General features: G+C 68.4%; 12 protein-coding genes and 1 tRNA gene. 6 read left to right on the top strand and 7 right to left on the bottom strand.

The annotated features are described in order from the left end of the window. Positions 1-21 precede the first annotated feature (21 nt). The gene (locus tag ACPXY0_RS18615) at positions 22-1,179 is read left to right on the top strand and encodes an ATP-binding protein (RefSeq protein ID WP_423927171.1); all 1,158 of its coding nucleotides are present in this window, start codon (positions 22-24) and stop codon (positions 1,177-1,179) included. Positions 1,180-1,189: 10 nt separating this feature from the next. On the opposite strand, the gene ACPXY0_RS18610 is transcribed toward ACPXY0_RS18615, so the two are convergent. Next, positions 1,190-2,653 (bottom strand): amidohydrolase family protein, encoded by a 1,464-nt coding sequence (locus ACPXY0_RS18610; protein ID WP_423927169.1) that lies wholly within the window; start codon positions 2,651-2,653, stop codon positions 1,190-1,192. 145 nt (positions 2,654-2,798) lie between these two features. Between ACPXY0_RS18610 and ACPXY0_RS18605 the strand changes: the two genes are divergently transcribed. Together ACPXY0_RS18605 and ACPXY0_RS18600 are read left to right on the top strand one after the other, a co-directional pair. After that, a complete protein-coding gene (locus ACPXY0_RS18605; protein WP_423927167.1) occupies positions 2,799-4,085 on the top strand; it encodes an amidohydrolase family protein in 1,287 nt (428 codons plus the stop codon). Positions 4,086-4,194: 109 nt separating this feature from the next. Continuing rightward, positions 4,195-5,202, top strand: coding sequence for an aspartyl protease family protein (locus ACPXY0_RS18600; RefSeq protein ID WP_423927165.1), 1,008 nt, complete (start codon positions 4,195-4,197; stop codon positions 5,200-5,202). 1,181 nt (positions 5,203-6,383) lie between these two features. Here the strand turns inward: ACPXY0_RS18600 and ACPXY0_RS18595 are convergent. Beyond that, positions 6,384-8,138 (bottom strand): uracil-xanthine permease family protein, encoded by a 1,755-nt coding sequence (locus ACPXY0_RS18595; protein WP_423927163.1) that lies wholly within the window; start codon positions 8,136-8,138, stop codon positions 6,384-6,386. Between the two features lie 169 nt (positions 8,139-8,307). Between ACPXY0_RS18595 and ACPXY0_RS18590 the strand changes: the two genes are divergently transcribed. Beyond that, on the top strand, positions 8,308-8,586 hold the full coding sequence (locus ACPXY0_RS18590; protein ID WP_420464129.1) for a type II toxin-antitoxin system prevent-host-death family antitoxin: 279 nt from the start codon (positions 8,308-8,310) through the stop codon (positions 8,584-8,586). Then, positions 8,583-9,002 (top strand): PIN domain-containing protein, encoded by a 420-nt coding sequence (locus ACPXY0_RS18585; RefSeq protein ID WP_423927161.1) that lies wholly within the window; start codon positions 8,583-8,585, stop codon positions 9,000-9,002. Before ACPXY0_RS18590 ends, ACPXY0_RS18585 begins: the two co-directional genes overlap by 4 nt. Before the next feature lie 18 nt (positions 9,003-9,020). On the opposite strand, the gene ACPXY0_RS18580 is transcribed toward ACPXY0_RS18585, so the two are convergent. Next, positions 9,021-9,093, bottom strand: a tRNA-Gly gene (locus tag ACPXY0_RS18580). A gap of 77 nt (positions 9,094-9,170) precedes the next feature. On the opposite strand from ACPXY0_RS18580, the gene ACPXY0_RS18575 reads away from it, so the two are divergent. Next, entirely contained in the window at positions 9,171-9,527 is a 357-nt protein-coding gene (locus tag ACPXY0_RS18575) for a cupin domain-containing protein (protein ID WP_419934517.1), read from the top strand. 55 nt (positions 9,528-9,582) lie between these two features. Here ACPXY0_RS18575 and ACPXY0_RS18570 read toward each other — a convergent pair whose 3' ends face one another. From ACPXY0_RS18570 to ACPXY0_RS18555, 4 genes are all read right to left on the bottom strand, one after another. Then, positions 9,583-10,851 carry a type II toxin-antitoxin system HipA family toxin gene (locus ACPXY0_RS18570; RefSeq protein WP_423927158.1) on the bottom strand — a complete coding sequence of 423 codons (1,269 nt, stop codon included), beginning with the start codon at positions 10,849-10,851 and terminating at the stop codon, positions 9,583-9,585. Then, positions 10,848-11,105, bottom strand: coding sequence for a helix-turn-helix transcriptional regulator (locus ACPXY0_RS18565; protein ID WP_423927156.1), 258 nt, complete (start codon positions 11,103-11,105; stop codon positions 10,848-10,850). The genes ACPXY0_RS18570 and ACPXY0_RS18565 overlap by 4 nt, the downstream gene beginning before the upstream one ends. Positions 11,106-11,276: 171 nt before the next feature. Next, a complete protein-coding gene (locus tag ACPXY0_RS18560; protein WP_423927154.1) occupies positions 11,277-12,323 on the bottom strand; it encodes an alcohol dehydrogenase in 1,047 nt (348 codons plus the stop codon). Further along, a complete protein-coding gene (locus ACPXY0_RS18555) occupies positions 12,320-13,555 on the bottom strand; it encodes a DegT/DnrJ/EryC1/StrS family aminotransferase (RefSeq protein ID WP_423927152.1) in 1,236 nt (411 codons plus the stop codon). The genes ACPXY0_RS18560 and ACPXY0_RS18555 overlap by 4 nt, the downstream gene beginning before the upstream one ends. Positions 13,556-13,576 lie beyond the last annotated feature (21 nt).

The following is a 13,576-nucleotide window of genomic DNA, read 5'->3' as shown; positions in this document are numbered from 1 at the left end:
TTTCAAGTATTATTGTCCGGAATGTTCGTCGAACGACCGATACCGACACGCCGTATCCGGGAAGAATTCTCGGTGCACCCCTGCGTCGCGCTGACCGGCCCGCGCCAGTGTGGGAAATCCACCCTCGCCGGGCGGATCGCAGCGGAAGACCCGGCGAGTTCGTATTTTGACCTGGAAGCCGGGATCGACCGACGCCGTCTGGCCACTCCCGAGCAGACGCTTGGTCCCCTCGAAGGACTGGTCGTCATCGACGAGATCCAGCGCTTGCCGTCCCTCTTCGAGACGATCCGCGTGCTGGTGGACCGGCCCGCGAACCGTGCGCGGCTCCTGCTCCTCGGCAGCGCCTCGCCCCGGCTGGTCCGAGGCGTCTCCGAATCGCTCGCGGGTCGGGTCGGACTCGTCGACCTGGGCGGATTCCATCTGGGAGAGTTGGACGCGAAGGAGTGGCGAAGGCTCTGGACGCGCGGCGGCTTCCCGCGCAGCTATCTGGCACGGGATGACCGTCGGTCGATCCTGTGGCGACGGAGCTTCATACGCACCTTCCTCGAACGGGACATCCCTCAGCTCGGGATCACGATTCCGGCCGAACGGCTGAGGCGATTCTGGACCATGATCGCCCATTACCACGGACAGACGTGGAACGGAGCGGAGTTCGCCCGCGCCATGGGAACCAGCGAAGGCACGGCGCGCAGGTATCTCGACATCCTCACCGGTGCGTTCATGGTGCGCGCGCTCCCGCCCTGGTTCGAAAACCTGAAGAAGCGGCAGGTGAAGGCGCCGAAAGTGTATGTGCGCGACACCGGAATCCTGCATGAGTTGCTCGGGCTGTCCGGCGAGAGGGAACTCACGGGCCACCACAAGGTCGGCGCGTCCTTTGAAGGGTTCGCATTGGAACAACTGCTCGCGGGTCTCGAGACGCGGGACGCGTATTTCTGGGCGACGCACGGAGGGGCCGAACTGGACCTGCTCGTCTTCCGTGAGGGGAAGAGGTACGGCTTCGAGTGCAAGTTCGCGGATGCGCCCGGCACCACGCGGTCCATGCGCGTCGCGCTGGAAGATCTCGGCCTCGCGCACCTGTGGATCGTCTATCCGGGAGAGGCAGCTTACGCGCTCGACGACCGGATCTCGGTCCTCCCGGTCTCACAGGCCGGCGATCTGGCGGCCACGCTCGCGCGATGACGCCCGGGAATCAGCGGACGCCGACCTGGCCGGCGACGGCGGCGGTCAGCTTGTCGGGGTCGTAGCCGAGACCGTCCTTGAAGACGAGGCGCACGTTGCGGATGTCCGAGGGCCTGAGTTCGATGTCGCCCTCGATCACGATGAGGTCGGCGAGTTTCCCCGGGACGACCGTCCCCAGTTCGTCAGCGAGACCCAGCACGCTCGCCCCGTTCGCACTCACGATCCGGACGGCGGTCGTCGGCTCGAACCCCGCCTCCACGAGGATCTCGAAGTTGCGCTGGTCGCCGTAGCCGGGGAGCGCGCCCCAAGCCGGATCAACGCCGGCCGCCAGCACCCCGCCTGCCTCCACGAAGGCGCGCTCGAACTCGAGCATGTTCTCGAACAGGTCGATCATCCACGGCAGTTCCGTGGTCCGGAAGATCGTCCGGCGCTCCATCTCCGCCTCCACGACGTGGTCGGGGAGCGCCTCGAGGTCGCGGTCCGTGAGGTCCGGCACGAGGGGCGTGGCCTGTTCGGCGACGGCGAGCGTGGAGGTCATGGCGACGCCCGCGCCGACCATTTCGCCGATCGTCTCCGCCACCCGGGGGTCTTCCATGTCCAGTTCCGCCACGCTTCGCTGGTAGTTCGGGCTGCACCTGTCCGGCTCCCGGGTCGTGTCGTACTCGGAGTTCGCCCACAGTCCGTGCTCCAGGTTGTCGATCCCCATCGCGGTGGCTTCGCGGAAGCCCACCGAGCACAGGTGCGCCGTCACCTTCATCCCCTGCCGGTGCGCCTCATCGATGATCGTGCCGAGCGCCTCGCGGGTGATCTGCGTGTAGGCCTTGATCCACTCGGCCCCCTCCGCGGCCCAGTAGCGCACGTAGCGCCGCGCCGCTTCCTCGTCCCGGATCGCGTACATCCCGAGATCCCGAAGCCGCTCGTCGGGGCCCGGACTGATGACGTACGGGGCGGTGATGAGAATCCGGGGACCCGGCGTCTCGCCCCGCTCGATGGCGCCCTTGAGCGAAATATCCTGGTAGGGGGAGATGCTCCCGGTCGTCCGCACGGTGGTGACCCCGGCCCCGAGATAGAGTCGTGGTCCCGAGTATTGCATCTGCGACGTCCGCGGCGTGGACTGGTAGTAGAACATGTGGTTGTGGAGGCCGACCATGCCGGGCATGACCGAGTGGCCCGCGAGGTCAAGGCGCTCGGCGCCGGACGGGATGTCGACTTCGCCCGAGGCGCCGACGCTCTCGATCCGATTCCCGCGGATGACGATCGTCTGCCCCGCATGTGCGGGACCGCCGGTGCCGTCGAAGAGGAGCACGTTCTCGAGCGCCACGACCGGAGCCGAGACGCTCAGGTAGGACCGGACCTCGTCCGATAGCGCGTCGCGCTCCTGTGCGGCGGCGTCCCCTCCTCCGAAGCAGAGGATCGCTGCCACCGCGAGGATCCACGCTCCTTCGCGTACTCCCTTGCGCACTTCCCTGCCCATCGCGCCCTCCTTGTGTCGAACCGGGATCTTTCTCAGCGTAGATCCGGGCGTCGGGGCCGGAAAGACCCGCGCCGAACAGGAAACCGCCCCGGATCAGAGGAGTCTCGCCGTGCGTGCTGCCAGGGTTTCGTTCGTTCTTTGCTGGATGTCGGCCGGACTCGCTCCCCTCGCGGCCCAGGATCGTTGGCTCGCGATCGAGGGGGGGACGGTCTTTGATGGCACGGGGGCCCTCCACGAGAACGCGACGGTACTCGTGCGGGGCGACCGCATCGAGCGGATCGGGCCCGCGGGGCAGGTCGAGATCCCCGCCGGAGCCGAGCGTATCGACGCCACGGGCAAGTTCCTCACGCCGGGATTCATCGACCTCCACTTCCACTACTCTCCCGGCCCGCACGCCTCGATCGACGGGACGGGGACCGACGCGAATCCTGAGCTTCCGCTTTTCTTCCTGGCCAACGGCGTCACGACCCAACGCGAGATGGGGCAGTGGATTTCGGACAACGAGGACTGGCTCGCCTCCGTGCGCGCGCAGGGGCTCCCGGCGCCGCGCCTCCTTTATTCCGGCCCCATTCTCGACGGGCGGGATACGGCCTATCCCACCATCTCCCGGGTTCTCCTCGATGACATGGATGCGCGGCTGGCCGCCAACGAACTCATGGACGCGGGGGCGACATCCCTGAAGGTCTATTTCCGGCTGTCGGTCTCTCAGGTCGCGGCCATCATCGAGGAGGCCGACCGCCGGAACGTACCGGTCCACGGGCACCTCGAGATCGTCGACCCCAGGGCCGCGATCCGGTTGGGGCTGGATGGGATCGAGCACACCCGGTCCGTGGGTCGGGGGCTCGTCTCGCCCAAGCAGGCGGAGGAGTTCCGGCAGGCGGTGCTGCGCGAGAGCATCCACCGCGGCGAGGGCGGCCTGGCGCTGTGGGCGGCGCTGGATCCCGCGGGACCGCGCGCCGACGCGCTCATCGCACTCATGCTGGAACGCGATGTGAACCTGGACGGCACGCTGGCCGTGTTCGAACCGGAGTTCAGCGAGGAGGACCGCGAGGTGCAGTGGGCCGCGATGAGGAACATGGCGGCGTTCACGGTGCGCTACGCACACGCTGGAGGGCCCGTCACCATGGGATCGCACGGCCTCGTCGCGAACGCTCCGCCCGGACTCGCGTACCAGCGCGAGATGGAGACCCACGTGGAGGCCGGCATGACGCCGGCGGAGACGCTGATCGCCGCGACCCGGGCGGGCGCCGAGGCGCTCCGCCTCACGGATCGGGGCACGCTGACGCACGGCAAGCTGGCCGACATCGTCCTGTTCGACGCCAGTCCACTCGAGGACATTGCCAACGCGCGCCGCGTCCACGCCGTGATCCTCGGCGGGCAGCTCCTCGACCGCGACCGTCTGCTCGCCACCGCCGAGGGCTTCGTTCCCTGACCTGACCTGATCCGACCCGAGGCCGGGGATTGTTACATGACAACGGGCACCGTTTCTGCTAATCTGGCGTGTCACATAGATGCAACGGTGTCCGTTACAAATGAGTTACATGAAGCTCTTTCTGATCGGGCCCGGACTGGCTGCGGCCGTGACCTCGCCGATGTCGGCGGCGATGTCGGCGGCGTTCGCGCAGCATCGGGGCGCACCGGAGGGGGCCGTCGCTACCACGGCGGACGAAGCGCTCGTCGCCACCATCCCGCTCGGGTTTCAGAACGGCTGGTTCACGATCGAGGGGAAGTCCTCCCGTGGTCCCCTGCGGCTCGTCTTCGACACGGGCGCGAACCAGCACGGACTCACCCACGCGGTGGCGCGTCACCTCGACCTGCCGCGCGTCGGGTGGACCCGCCTGCACGGCGGGAGCGGCAGCGAGTCGGCGTGGCTGGTGCGCGGACCCGACATCCACTTCGGGAACGCGAGCGCCCGGCGCGGCCACCGGATCATCGTGGACGACGACTTCGTCACCGACGCGGCCGGGGTCCGCTATGACGGCGTCATCGGTACCCACCTCTTCGAGCGCTACGACATCCGCATCGACGGCCCGGGGAGAGAGATCCGCCTCTACGAGCCGGGGCGGGCCGTCGCCGGGGAGGATCTGGGACCGCCGATCCCCATGGACGACCTCGGACGCTCTCTCGTCCACTTCACGGTCCGGGTCAACGGACGGGAGATGGAGGCGATCCTGGACACCGGCGCCCCGTACACCGTCCTCAACACGGCCGCGGCGCTGTTGGCCGGGGTCGAACTCACGGGGGCCCCCTTCAGCCTGCTGCCTCGCGGCATCGGGTCCGCGACGATCGGCGCGGCACCCGTACGGCTGACCTCGCTCGACCTCGGTACGACCCGCTTCGCCGAAGTCGACGCCCTGGTCGCCGAACTCGCCATGTTCGAGGCTCTCGGTCTCTCCGAACGCCCGCTACTCATCCTCGGGGCGCCGATCGTGGAGGCTTGCGAGATCCTGATCTCTCGGGCGCGCGGGTCGGTCTCGGTCTGCGAGGTGCCCGGCCAGATCGAGCAGCCTCTTCCCCTCATAGCGACCCACCAGGTCTCGAGCCGCTAGCCTCGGCGATGGTCGGCCAGGCTGGCCTACGCCCCCGTTCGTCCGACGGAGTACACGACGAAGCTCTGAATGCCCAACTCGTCGGTCTCCAGAGCGACGACCCGGCCGTCCGCCGTGAACGTCGCCGGCCACGGGGCCCCCTCCGGTAGCGTGCCCTGATACACACCATCCGGGTCGAACACATCCGTGACGAAGCGATCCGGCCTCGGATAGCGGAGCCGCGTGCCGCCGGACCCAGATCCACCCATCGCCATCGACCCTGATGGCCGACACCACCTGTCGCTGCTCCTCGAACCCTCGCGTTTCCAGTTCTTCCACCGGGTCGAGCCGGCAGGGTGCACTCCCGACGAGGCCCACCGTCGATCCCTCGCCGATCCTCCTCAGCGCATCCTCTCTGCTCACGGCGACCGCCTCGATGGGTCGCTCCAGGAGTCGGCTGCTCGTCCCCCCCTCGAAGATCTGGATCACGTACTCCGGCTGATTGTTCACCGCGACCACATCACTCATCGCATCCCAGACAAGGGCCGGATCGAACAGCGGCGAAACCGAAATCGACAGGATTCCGCACTCCGGCACGGCAAGATCGCCCCGGGCACGCTTCACCAGCGTCGCGAGGGCCAGCGTGTCTCCCTGGCCGCGGACCAGGAGAACCTGATCACTTACGGTGGGCCCGTCCGATCGATAGCCCACTTCCCGCATGATCACCGTCCCCCCCTCGACCAGCCTCTGCCGATTCCTCAACTCGAAGATCGCGTCGACAGGTTCCTGCCCGAGGAATTCCCCCCCAGAGTCGAAGACCTTGTAGCTGGACGATGGACCGTCGAGCACGCGAATCGTGTCATTCCGGGGCCCGAGAATCGCGACCGGATAGCCGAACGCAGCGGGTCCCTCTCCCTGGGAACCGAATTCGCCGACAAGAGTCCCGTTCGGATCGAATGTGAGGACGCGATAATTCCCCTTGTCCAGTACAACGAAGCTGCCCTCCGGACCGAGCGTGATCGAATGCTCGTCCACGCCGTAAAGCGCGTCCGGACCCGAGGTCGACCCGAGCCGCAGCGTCGGCGTGAAGGTCCAGTTCAGAGGTGAATCCGCAGTGGCGTCGGGCACCTCGCACGCGTTCAGCGAGAGCAGCGCCAGCACAGCGACGCACGCACACGACGCAGTCGGCATCTTGCGGACGGCTATCCTCCCCGCGTGGGACCTTCGATGTGCAGGGTCACGATGTCGGCGTCGTGGTATTTCTGGTGCCTCACGGACGTGGCCAGGTGTCGGAGAATCCGGAGGGAGAGTTCGTGTTCCCGCGGCTCCGCCGTACCGTGGCTGGCCAGCACCGCGATCTGGTCCTGGATGTTCCCCTCGCCACCCGCGGCGATGAACTCCAGCTCGGCACCTTGCCCCCACTTTCTGGCGAGAAGGCGCAGGCGCCGGTCCCCACTGTCCTCGTCCTGTTTGGCCTGCTCGAGCAGGAGGAGGAGCGTCTCCTCCGCGGCCTGCAGCAGCCGGTCGCTCATCTCCATGGGCCACTTGCGACGGATCGAGAACTTGTCGAGGAAGTTCCGGATGGTGGGAAGGGCTTCCACATTCAGCGTCGTCTCGACGCGCAACGGCCGTGACCCTGTCAGCTCCAGCAGGGCCGTGAGGAGGATCGCGACCAGCCCTCCGGCCGTCATCCCGTTCTCAAGCAGCGGGGCGACCTGGGGACCGAGGTTCTCGGTGAAGAAGGCCCCTTCCTGGAACCCGACCCCGGCCCAGAACGACACGCCGACGATCGCGGCCTTCCGATAGTCGATGCCGTCCTGCACCACGACCCGCATTCCGATCACGAACAGGATCGCGATGAGAACGAGCCCGTAGGCCGCGAGCACGGGATCGGGGATGGCGAGCACGACCGCGGCGACCTTCGGCAGGAACGCGATCACGCAGAAGGTGACCCCGATGCAGACGCCCACGCGACGGGCCGCGACGCCGGTGATCTCTGCGAGGGAGATGCTGGACGAGTAGGTCGTGTTGGGGACGGTTCCGAGCAGCCCGGAAAGGAGATTCCCCAGGCCGTCGGCGGCGACCGCCCCCTGCACCGCTCCGAAGTCCGTCGCCCGCTTCTCGCGCCACGAGACGCGCTGAATCGCGACGGCGTCCCCCACGGTCTCGATCGCGCCCACCAGCGTCACGAACACGAACGTCGGGAGCAGCGCCCAGAAGGCGGGGCCGAAGGAGAAGTCGAAGCCCGGCCACCCGCCGCTCGGGAGTCCGACCCAGGGCGCGTCCGCGATGCGCCCGAAGTCGTAGATGCCGAACGCGATCCCCGCCGCGCACCCGACGACGATGCCGATCACCGGCCCCCACAGCCGCATCATGCCGCCGGCCCGCAGCACGATGAGGATAATGGCGAGGATCGTGACGCCGGCCGTCACCGGCGCGGCCGAGGGGCTCGCGCCTTCGGGCACCTGGCGCAGAAGGTCGAACAGGAGGGGCATGATCGTCACCGCGATCAGCATGATCACGGTGCCCGCGACCACGGGCGTGATGATCCGCCTCAGGAACGCAAGCTTCCACGCGAGCCCGAACTGGAAGAGCGACGAGGCGATGACGAGCGTCGCGAGGAGGCCGGGGCCGCCCTCGACGAGCGCGGTCACGGAAGCGGCGATGAAGGCGCCGGACGTGCCCATGAGGAGGACGTATCCCGCCCCGACGCGTCCGATGCGCCGGGCCTGGACGGCCGTCGTCACGCCGCTCACAAGCAGCACCGCGAAACTCGCCCAGGCGAGGTAGGACTCGGTGGCGCCCGCCGCCCGGACCACGATCGCCACCGTGATGACGATGGCGGCGATGGTGAGTACGACGTACTGGAGTCCGAGTCCGATGGCGATCCGGTAGGGCGGCGTCTCGTCGGGCTGGTACTGGATCGCCTGGTGGGTGTCGCCTGTGCCTGCTGCCATCGGTCACATCCGTCGCTTGGGAGAACGGCGGTTCCGAACGCACACGTCAAAGCTCAGTTGGATGATGACTGCCCGCGAGACGGCGGCTTACGGTTGGCTTGAGCTGCGAACTGATCCATATTGAACTAGTATATGTTGGACTAATACCACCACGGTAGGAGGCATGCCGGTGGACACTCCCGGGTTCGCCCGCACATGGACGGTCGCCGAAGCGAAGGCTCGTCTTTCCGAAATTCTGCGGCTCGCCGATGAACAGGGACCGCAGCGCATCGGGGTGCGAAGGGCCTTCGTCGTCGTGTCCGAACGCATGTGGCGTGAGAAGGCTCCCGGCCGCGAGCCCCTCGGTCGATGGCTGGTCGACAACGTGCCTCGCGGACTGAACCTCGATATCCCCCGGGAGCGAGGGTCGCGGCGAGAGATCCCCTTCGCTTCGGACGACGGCGAGTGAATGGCGTCCTGCTGGACACCAACGTGATCTCGGAGCTGACGAGGCCGACTCCCGCCCCGCCGGTGGTCGCGTTCCTCGCCGCACGAGACGACCTCTGGTTGTCGACTCTCGTGTTGCACGAACTGGAATTCGGCCTGCTCGTCCTGCCCCACGGAAGGCGGCGAGACACGTTACGAAACGTGTTGTCGGAGTTCATTCAGCGATACGAAGATCGCATTCTTTCCGTGGGCACCGAGGCAGCCGCCTGGGCCGCGCGCTTTCGTGCGGAGGCTCGTCGGAAGGGACGTGCGCTCGACCTGGGGGATGCGCTCATCGCGGGAACGGCCAAGGCGCACGACCTGTCGGTGGCGACGAGGAATGTGACGGACTTCGGGGGACTCGATCTCGTCGTCGCGAACCCGTGGGATTTCCTCTGACGGATTGGTAGAGGAAAAAGCGGGCGACCGGGGTCGAACCGGCGACCTTCAGCTTGGAAGGCTGACGCTCTGCCAACTGAGCTACGCCCGCGAGGCCATCGAATCTGGCGACGGGCCCGGCACGGGGGCAAGTTTCCGCACCGAAACGCAGAATCGAGGAGGATCGTTGTGAGCGTTCGAAACGTCTCGGAGTTCGGTCTCATGCCCGTCGCCGCCGGGTCGGGGACCGAAACGCAGGTTCTCATCGGGCCGGACCAGGGGCCGAACTTCGCGCTGCGGCGCTTCGTCATGCAGCCGGGCGGCGGGATGCCGCGGCACACCAACGCCGTGGAACACGAGCAGTACGTCCTGCGCGGGCGGGCGCGGGTGTCGATCGGGGACGAGGTGCACGACGTGAAATCGGGGGACGTCGTCTACATCCCGGCCGGCACGCCCCACTCGTACGACGCGGTGGGGGACGAGCCGTTCGAGTTCCTGTGCGCGGTGCCGAATGCGCCCGACCGGATCGAGATCGTCGACTGCTGAGCCGCGGGCGGGCGGTCAGTTCGCAAGCAGGTGTTTCGGAGGCGCAAGGCTGCTGTCATTCTCCCCGGTCTCCTATTGAGGTCGCGCATCGCTCGGCCCGGGTGACGGCTGTCCGGGCGACCCCGCCGAGCACTTCCCCATCCAGTCCCGGCACGATCAGCGCATCGGCTACATGCCGGGCGCGCTGGATCACGGACCCTGTGATCTCGGTGACACGCCGGCGGATCAGAGGGAGTCCCACGGTCGCTTCCCTCGCAAAGGCGGCCCAACCGCGCAGGTCCATTTCGGCCAGCCTCGTGCGTCCGCCGATCGGCATGGCAAGAGTGGACGCCAGTTCCGGATAGGCGACCGTCATCACGAGGTCGTAGAGCGGTGCGAGGCGCGGTCCGGCCGCGTCATGGAGGATGGAGAAGTTCTTCCCGTGTGCGTCGGCGTTGCCCACGATCAGATTGAAGACCACGGCGTCGAGGAGCTTGAGGATCTCGACCGCGGGTCGGGCCGCGACCTGGCGCAGGAGCGCGAAGGCGTCCCCCAGAGTCGGCCCGCCCTCACCCGCGTACTTGATTTCGGGGGGTACCGCGAGGGCCTGGCAAAAGTCTTCCTGATGGATGCGGCGGACACGGCCGTCCGGGCCGGCCGATCGATCGTACCGCTCGACCAGGAGCAACGTCCTGTCCCCCACCTTTCGAGGCTCCACGGCGGCGACGGGCAGGCCGACGGCGCGCGCGAGGCGCATCGCGAAGGCTTCGTTCTCGGTCGTGTGGGAGAAGTCCGGGATCGCCGGCTTCAGGATGTGGGTCGTGGGCTGCCCCGGTGCCGGAAGGGCGATCACATCTTCGACCATGACGACGGGCAGCTTCGACTGGGCTCCGGCGAGCGAGAGGCGCAGGCCTTCCTCGCCGGCGAGCAGGGGACGCCAAGGCAGAGTGTTGAGGACGTCGAGCAGTTCCGCCTCGTCGAGCGGTTTGGGCGAATAGTCCGCGTCAGGCTCCGCTGGCGATTCTCCGGGAGATAGCAGTTGGAGCGCCCCGGCGACGTCGCCGCCGAGGCGATCGAGGAGGGCGAAGTCGTTCAGGGAGGATACCCCCAGCGTTCGCGCCACGCGGTCCCGCTGGCTCTCCTCCGGCAGGAGGCCGGCGAAGAAGGGGCGGCATTCGCGGCGGGGAAACGGCTCCGCGCGTCTGGGCAGCGACACGGACAGCGGCGGGGTCTGGTCGTCCCGCAGCCAGTCGTCCGCGTACCCGAACTCCAGAGCGCCAGGTCGGGGCTGTGTCAGATGCCCGACGATTCGCCCATCCCACCAGATGTCGAGAACGCGGTTCATGTTTCGCGGACGTTTGCCGGTCCGGTCGCGTCGGCTTCCGGTGGGGGAATGATGTCGACCGAACAGCCGAGCGCCGCAAGAACCTGAAGGACCTTTCCGATCTGCGCGGTCGGTTTTCCCGCTTCAAGGTCTACGATGAAGCGCAGGCCCACCCCCGCTGCGCCCGCAAGTTCATGCTGGCGTAGCCCCGCGTCTTTGCGCGTTGCCCGGACGATTTCACCGATATCGGCAGGCGTGACGTTTCGTTTTCTCATGATATATTCCCGACCGGGAATATCACCCACTCTCGTGCCGCATGTCAAGTTATTTTGCCCGTTCGGGAACATTTTGATGTGTTGAGGCGGAAGGGCGGCAGAAGTTTACCGTTCGGGAACGTGGCGAAAGGCATCACCCGGATCGGCACGGGTTGATTCGCGGTCCGGCGGTCAGTTCGTGAGGACGATCCGCCCCACCACCCGACCCGCCTCCAGGTCGCGGAGGCTCGACTCCGCCTCTGCCATGGGTCGCGTCGTGTAGGGGATCGGGTCGACACGCCCGGAGCGGACGAGCGCCATCAACTCCGCCATCTCCTGGAGGCTGCCGAGGTCGGACCCCTCGACCGTGAGGTCCTTGAGAACGAGCAGGGGGAGGGGCACGGAGAGGGAGCCGCCGAGCAGCCCCACGACCACGAGGCCGCCGCTCTTGGCGACGGTCCGGAAGCCGAGCCCGGCGGAGGCCGTGGAGCCGGCGAAGTCGACCACCGCAGCGCAGCCTCCGTTCGTGAGCCGCTTGAGTTGCTTTGCCGCGTCGTCCTTCCGGGCGTCAACGACGTGCGCGGCGCCCGCCCACCGGGCCGCGTCCAGTTTGGCGGCATCGACCTCGACCACGATGAGTTCGGCGTCGAACAGCGCCCTCGCGAGCTGGATGCCGGCGAAACCGACGCCGCCCGCGCCCACGATGACGAGTTGATCGTTCAGCCAGCGCTCGGCCTTCCGGAGGGCGCTGTAGGCGGTGAGGCCGGAGCAGGCGTAGGTGCAGGCCAGCTCGGCCGGGACGTCCCCGTAGTCGAACAGATAGCGCGGATGCGGGACGAGGACGTGGTCCGCGAACCCGCCGTCGAGGTGCGTGCCGAGGGCGCGGGGACGGTTGCAGAGATGCTCGCGCGCGCTCGAGCAGAAGCCACACGCGCCGCACCCGATCCAGGGGAAGACGACCCGGCGGTCGCCGATCGAGACGCCGTCCGCATCGGGCCCGGCGGCCGCGACCTCGCCCACGATCTCGTGTCCGAGCGTGAACGGCAGTTCGCGCACGGCACGCACGTCCAGCTTCCGGCCGCCGCCCATCTCGAAGTAGCCCTGCCACAGGTGCACGTCGCTGTGGCAGACGCCGCAGGCATGGATGCGGACGAGCACTTCGGTCCCTGTCGGTTCCGGGGTCGACGCCTCGGCCAACTCGAGCGGCGCGCCGTACTCGCCGAACTGGTAGCTCTTCATCGGTTCTGTCCGCTCGTCTCCGGTGATACCTGGCGATCGGGTCGGCCTACACCGGCGGATGTGGCGGATCGCCGCGATTCGGCCGTTCGTGGTGCCGCCCGGGCCGCCGCCAGGACCTTCGCGAACCCGTCCACGACATCCCGCATCCGGGCGGCCCCGGCCAGCAGGACCTCCTGCTTGATCCAGATCGTCGTCTGGCACAGCGCCTCGCACACCGGCAGACCCCGCTGCAGCGGAGTCGTGTAGCCGGGGTGGGCCGGGATCCCCTCCGCCCGCAGCGCCTCGATGACCCAGTCTTTGTCCGCCCGGACTCGCGACTCGTCGAGCCGGGCCATGAAGATGTGGCACCCGTGGGCCGTGATCCGCTCATCGGGATCCGGCACTCGCACGCCGTCCAACGCGCTCAGCCCCGCGGCCAGCGCATCCATGGCCTGCCGGCGCGTGGCCTGCTCCGCGGGAAGGCGTTCCAGCCCGGCCAGCAGCAGGGCCGCCTGGAACTCGGTCATCCGGAGGTTTGAGCCGTCGGGGGCGTGCGCGTGCGGCGCGCCCCCCGGCTCGCGGCCGCAGTCGTGCCACGACCATGCCCGCCGGTACAGCGCCTCGTCGTCGGTGAGGACGATCCCGCCCTCGCCGGCCGTGAGGTTCTTGCTCGACTGGAAGCTGAACGCGCCCGCCTGGCCGAGCGTGCCCACGGCGCGGCCGCGCCAGCCGGCGAGCCACGCCTGCGCGGCGTCCTCGACGACCCGGAGGCCGCGCCGGGCGGCGATCTCGTTCACGCGGTCCATGTCGGCCGGGCGTCCGCCGATATGAACGGGCAGGATCGCCGCCGCGCGCCCGGTGATCGCGGCCTCGATCCGCTCCGGGTCCAGGTTGTGCGTGCCCGGCTCCACGTCCACGAAGACCGGAACGGCGCCCAGCGCCCGGGCGGCGTGGGCCGTCGCCACGAAGCTGTACGGGCTCGTGATGACCTCGTCGCCGGGCCGCACCCCCGCCGCCAGGAGCGCGAGCTGGATCGCCACCGTCCCGTTGCAGCACGCCACCGCGTAGCGGGCGCCGTGCAGCGCGGCGAAGCGCGCCTCGAGTTCCGGAACGGCCCCGCCGCCCAGGCCCCACCGACCCGACTCGAGCACCTCGACCAGCGCGCGCCGCTCGGCCGCACCCCAGCGCGGCCAAGACGGCCACGGCTCCGTACAGACGGGCGTGCCCCCTTCGAAGGCCAGCCGCCCGGCCACGCGCCCGCTGCCCCGGCCCCG

Source organism: Candidatus Palauibacter sp. (assembly GCF_965237495.1).
GTDB lineage: Bacteria > Gemmatimonadota > Gemmatimonadetes > Palauibacterales > Palauibacteraceae > Palauibacter.
The sequence above is the reverse complement of the archived record's forward strand: the minus strand, read 5'-3'. Positions and strand labels throughout refer to the sequence as shown.